The sequence below is a fragment of the Treponema sp. genome (genome assembly GCF_045657965.1).
Lineage (GTDB): Bacteria > Spirochaetota > Spirochaetia > Treponematales > Treponemataceae > Treponema_D.
Genome location: NZ_JAZOUG010000331.1, coordinates 1 through 5,053 on the forward strand (window position 1 = coordinate 1; position 5,053 = coordinate 5,053).

The 5,053-nt window shown below is 37.3% G+C and carries 6 protein-coding genes; 1 reads left to right on the forward strand and 5 read right to left on the reverse strand.

All coding sequences use genetic code 11. The annotated features are described in order from the left end of the window. Positions 1–337: 337 nt before the first annotated feature. The 4 genes from ACKI5B_RS12550 to ACKI5B_RS12565 all read right to left on the reverse strand — a co-directional run bounded on the left by ACKI5B_RS12550 (position 338) and on the right by ACKI5B_RS12565 (position 4,313). Positions 338–1,450, reverse strand: a complete 1,113-nt coding sequence (locus tag ACKI5B_RS12550) for an IS110 family RNA-guided transposase (RefSeq protein WP_407429285.1) — start codon at positions 1,448–1,450, stop codon at positions 338–340. Between the two features lie 123 nt (positions 1,451–1,573). Continuing rightward, the gene (locus ACKI5B_RS12555; protein ID WP_407429287.1) at positions 1,574–2,197 is read right to left on the reverse strand and encodes a PBECR4 domain-containing protein; all 624 of its coding nucleotides are present in this window, start codon (positions 2,195–2,197) and stop codon (positions 1,574–1,576) included. A 172-nt stretch (positions 2,198–2,369) separates the two neighbouring features. Continuing rightward, positions 2,370–2,636: a hypothetical protein gene (locus tag ACKI5B_RS12560; RefSeq protein WP_407429289.1), complete on the reverse strand. Its 267-nt coding sequence runs from the start codon at positions 2,634–2,636 to the stop codon at positions 2,370–2,372. A 51-nt stretch (positions 2,637–2,687) separates the two neighbouring features. Next, positions 2,688–4,313, reverse strand: a complete 1,626-nt coding sequence (locus ACKI5B_RS12565) for a hypothetical protein (RefSeq protein ID WP_407429291.1) — start codon at positions 4,311–4,313, stop codon at positions 2,688–2,690. Between the two features lie 116 nt (positions 4,314–4,429). Between ACKI5B_RS12565 and ACKI5B_RS12570 the strand changes: the two genes are divergently transcribed. Further along, positions 4,430–4,744 carry a helix-turn-helix domain-containing protein gene (locus ACKI5B_RS12570; RefSeq protein ID WP_407429293.1) on the forward strand — a complete coding sequence of 105 codons (315 nt, stop codon included), beginning with the start codon at positions 4,430–4,432 and terminating at the stop codon, positions 4,742–4,744. 201 nt (positions 4,745–4,945) lie between these two features. On the opposite strand, the gene ACKI5B_RS12575 is transcribed toward ACKI5B_RS12570, so the two are convergent. After that, positions 4,946–5,053 (reverse strand): NAD(P)(+) transhydrogenase (Re/Si-specific) subunit beta (locus ACKI5B_RS12575; RefSeq protein ID WP_407429295.1); only part of this gene is annotated, 108 nt, incomplete at its 5' end.

A 5,053-nucleotide genomic window follows, 5' to 3' on the forward strand; every position in this document is an offset into this window, starting at 1 on the left:
ATACCGCCGCAAGCCTTGCTTGCTCTGGTACTGCTTCGCAGGTGCTACAATCCCTTATATGTTGTGTCTCCTGTCAAGTAGAAAAGCGGGAAAAATCATTCGACAATTAGCCAACTCTTATATTCTTGGATAATGAATAAAATTCATCCCATAAGGTCAATGGATTCGCCGAAGTTCTTTTTGTCTAACGTCAGGCATGGCACATCATTGCTGAAGGCCGCCGGGTAAGGATATCAAAGATAACTAATCCCTGTCGCCCGCTTTTTTACCTAAAAGGATTTTTGCCAGCTGTTAAGCCTGATAAAAACTCTCCGATTTTTTATTCATGCTTTAGGTTTCAGGCAATATGATCAGTCATCATGCCCCAGACAAAACATGCCAGCTCCCTCGCAGCTGCCGTGGACGCGACATTTGCATGCTTTCCTCGGTTTTCAAGGCTCATCATCTTGTGCTTGAGCCTGTACCTGCATTTGTCCGCATAGGCTATTACATTTGAATCGTTCCCTTCCTGCCTCTTCAGAAGATTCTTCGACTTATTGAATCTCACGCTCGTCCGTTTTATACTCTTTGCACTCTCCGTAAAAAGACGCCGCAAATAGCAGTTCCCGGATTTTGTTATGCCCAGATGCCTTTCCTTTCCACCGGATGAATGTTCTCCAATTGACAGGCCGACAAAATTTGCGAAATCCCATGCCCTTGCAAACCTCATGAAATCCCCGACTTCCGAAACTATTGATACTGCGGTCAGCGTGTCTATTCCACTGAAGCAAACCAGTTTCCTGACTTTTGGGGCGACATCTTCATCCATCGAAATCTCTTCCAGCCTCTTTTCAATCCTTCTGAGCCTTTCTTCCAGTAAATTTACGCTTATTACATATTCATCAAACGCTTCCTGCAGGTACGGCTGCTCAAAAGTAACTTCCTTCAACCATTTTCTGTGGGCTTCAGTCCAGTGAGTTTTCCCCTCGAAATGCTTTCCCTGCCTCAGCAGGAAGGACTGTAGAACCTGTTTCGCAGTCTTCAGTTCCGTCATTATGTTTCGCCTCATTCTGCAAAACTCCTTGATAGATTCCTCTTTCTGGCTTGACAGATGAACCGGACTGTAATCATGTGTAAACAAATCCTTTGCCAGGAGTCTTGCGTCGACTTTGTCATTTTTCACTTTATGATTGGATGACCTTCTCAGTGATGTTGGAGCCATCACGACGCATGCAATGTCCTTTTTCAGTAAATCACGGCAGAGACCGAATCCTGTAGGCCCTGCCTCATAGCCGCAGACGAACATTACTTCCCCGAGCTGTTCCTTTACATTTTTCAGATATTTAAGGACATTGGATGTCGTTGACTTCATCTTGTGCTCATAAAGGTATCTGTCCGTCCTCGGGTCGTAACAGCAGACTGAGTATGTCTCCTTGTGGACATCCATTCCTACATAAATTATACTTTCCATGTTGTGTCTCCTCTTTGCATTTTGGTAATGCTTCTTTTGGGATTTGTTTTCTGTCTCCATTATGAGGCTAAATCCATGTTTTTGCAAAAATCTGGAGACACAACATATTGTCTAACGCTTGGGCTAACGCTTGGGCTTCACTTCATATAAAACAATTTCTTCACCAGTCAAAATATAAATCTTTTTCTTTTTCAAGAGAGACATCGTAATCTGATTTTCAGCATAATCTACCCTGTTGTCAGGAAAGAATGAGCGGCAGAAACATTCAGATTCATTTCTGTACGCTAAAAATAGAAAAAGATTCTCGTACTCCTCTTTGTTTTTCAGCAAGAAATCTGCCTTAATTTTAGAAAAAGGTCGCTCCTTTTCGTTATATTTGAAAACCGTCTTGTTACTGTCGATTATTGATTCCAAATTCGCAAGGTGATTTACCCGTTCTTGAATTCTTGCATAAAAATCTGACTTTACTATTTTTTCGGAGAAATCAAAATCTGCAAGCAGTTTGTCAAAAATCTTTGCCCTGTCATTTTTTAAGTCTCGAATATCCGTGAGATAATGTAATCCTGCCAGATGATAGAAATCGTTCTTTGAAAAAGTCAATTCAAACAAAATCGTATTACCCTTTTTACCGAGCATGATTTCATATTTTATTCCGAGAAGCTTGTTAAAATTTTGAGCTGCTTGATACAAAGAATTCATTTTTGCAAAAAAAATCCTGCCCGATTGAGCAGGATAAAAGACAAACATTTTCTTTCGGTTTCCCTAGCCAACTGGCGGTAAATGTCGAACCCTTATGGAACTGATAAGGCACTGCTTGTTGGCACAACACCTTACTTCAACGCTCACGCAAGCAAACCTGTTGCTTACGCTTATAATATCGCATTAAACTGACGGAAAATCAAGGGGAAAATTTGATTTTTTAAAAATTGACTTCATCGCCAGAGAAATTAATATCATTAATTTCTAAATCAGGATTATTTTGTTCAATTGCATTTCTAACATCATTTTCAAAATCTTCCACATTTGGGTCGATTTCTGTAAAGTTAAAAGATTCCATACCTTTTAATTCCACATCATCACCAGTTTCAACATCTGTAGCTGAGATTCCTGCAATTCTTTCAACACCTGTCATCATCTCAGGCACATCAGGATCTTTTTCAATGTAAAGATTAACCATTTTTTTCATATGACCCTCTTACAATACAGTTACATTGTTTCGTAATCAACTACTTTGCTTTTAGTATGCATCTACTTCTTTAAAGCTCGTCGAATTTGCCGAAGGTACATTTTGAACAATATGCTTTATGGAGTTTTTGTCACCTGTCTTGTATTCATAATAGGCAAGTTCATCTTCGGTAGGTAATCTAAAACCATCTGATGCCTCATTAATAAAACTAAAAATCTCATAACGATTTTTCTTCCTAGAATAGTAATAATATGGAGTATGCCCAGAAGCAACGCTTAATCTTGTGAAAAAATCATTCCCATATTGTTCATGCGACACCATCTCATTTATAGCTGAATCATCATTTTCTCTTTTCTGCCTCATAAAATTATCATAAACATCTAAACAGAATTCATAGTTGACTTCATACAAAAGATTTTCAGAAAGTGGCTCTGTACTGATATAAAAATCTCCAACAGTTATGTTTTCACTGGTATGATTTTTAAAATCTTTTTTTTCAAATGTTCCGCCTTCCACGAAAATCATTTTTGGAAGAAGTTTCGAGATTCTTTCATTTTCTTTTTTTATCGATTCGGCCATTTTTGAATAATCAGCATCAGAAATTGTCCTGCACAAAAATAAATAGCCGTAAGTCTTGTCACCGGTCCTACCATAGCCAAATCTTGTAACGCGATGAGTATTTTTATAATGCTTAGCCTTTGGACTATCAGGAGCAGTAAAATCTTGTGCATATATATCCGTTAAATCAGAAAACCAGTTCCAACAAAGATACAAATTCCTATTATCACTTCTTCCCGTGGAATCTATTCGAATATTAAGCGGATTTGATACTGGGACAATATCTTCATTAGTATCCTCTATCACGCTGTCTGCACCGCCATAATAAGCCTTTTCAAATTCTATTTCTGTCGGTAATCGATAACCATTTGCAGAAAAATCGCAAACGATAGAATCATCTATTTCTTCATCAGTTGTTTTATTCTCAAACCACTTTTTTGTATCAGTATTCCCCTTAAAACTATAACATGGAGTCAATTTATGCTTAATACTTAACTCATTACAGAAAGCAAAGGCCTTTACAAACCCGAATTTTTGTCTTTGAATCGAAGGATTTTTTTCACCATGAAGAGCATCATACAAGCCGGCTGTTACAGGAGACCTACTAATAGCAAAAGCTGGATGGTTTACAAAAATACTATCGCCTTTTTTTTCTTTTGAAACAAAAGCCGTACTAGAATAATCGTAACCTTCATAATATTCACCTTTCATTCGGAATGTCTCGAAAGTTCCCGCTTGAAACGGAATCATCTCAATATTTTTTACATCAGAAATGCTTTTTTCCATGACAGCTTTTTGAGTCTTAGCATCTTTAGAAAGAGCTTTTCCTCTGCCACTAAAAGGAATAAAAGCCAAAAACAATCCCCCGATAAAAAATAAAATTTGAGTTCCATATAGGGCATTAAATTTCTCAATCGCTAATCCCACGATTCCGCCTGTAGAAGAGATAAAAACGTCACCTACAAAGTCTCGTATAAACTTTCCTATTTTGAAACCAACAAAACTGAATATAACGCCAAAAATATAGGTAAGAAAGGCATATCCAAAACCAATTCCTAATTTTCCAATCATAATTGCAGGAATAAAGGAAAAAATTAGAGAAAAAATGAGTGTTACCATAGAATAAATCTCCTAAATATAACGCCAATAGCGATATACAGCACCACTCTATTAAAGTTTTGTTGAAAAGTCAATCTATTAGTGTAATTAGATTTAAGCCAATGGGGTAATTATTTATGGAAGAGATTGATGTACGAAATATTTTGGCAAAGAATCTTAAAAAACTAAGAAAACAAAAAGGTCTTTCACAATTAAAACTCTCAAATGAAATACAGATGGCTTTCACATTCATCAATGACATTGAAAACTGCAAGAAATGGGTTTCACCAGAAACGCTCGCCCGCTTTGCAAGTTTTTTCGATGTTCCAATTTCGACATTTTTCGTTGAAGAAAATGAAAATGATAAAAATGAAGTTTCTGATTTGTTTGTAAATATAATTTGTGATGAAGTCGTTAAGACAATAAAAGATGTACGGAAAAGATTTGAATAAAAAACTCACAGAAGAACAAAAACGAAGCTGCTAGACAAACAAAGGTATGCTCTAAGAAATTGAGCTATGCTTTTTAGGTAGAAAAAAATTTCACGGCAAAAGCAAAAAAAAACGCCAGCCCCCACTAAAAGAACTGGCGTTCATTATACAAGATGCACACCCGAACAAAATCCGCGTGTATCTGCGTTTATCCGCGTCTAATTACTGATCATTAAATTCACTTACGAGAGCTGAAACCGTAGCTTTAGCGTCGCCGTAAATCATGACCGTATTGTCGTTCGTAAAGAGCGGGTTCTCAACACCAGAGAA

What these genes read in the sequence shown, in the direction of transcription:
- ACKI5B_RS12550 (WP_407429285.1), bottom strand. Translation starts at nt 1,450, where the DNA reads ATGGAAAGTATAATTTATGTAGGAATGGATGTCCACAAGGAGACATAC.
- ACKI5B_RS12555 (WP_407429287.1), bottom strand. Translation starts at nt 2,197, where the DNA reads ATGTTTGTCTTTTATCCTGCTCAATCGGGCAGGATTTTTTTTGCAAAA.
- ACKI5B_RS12560 (WP_407429289.1), bottom strand. Translation starts at nt 2,636, where the DNA reads ATGAAAAAAATGGTTAATCTTTACATTGAAAAAGATCCTGATGTGCCT.
- ACKI5B_RS12565 (WP_407429291.1), bottom strand. Translation starts at nt 4,313, where the DNA reads ATGGTAACACTCATTTTTTCTCTAATTTTTTCCTTTATTCCTGCAATT.
- ACKI5B_RS12570 (WP_407429293.1), top strand. Translation starts at nt 4,430, where the DNA reads ATGGAAGAGATTGATGTACGAAATATTTTGGCAAAGAATCTTAAAAAA.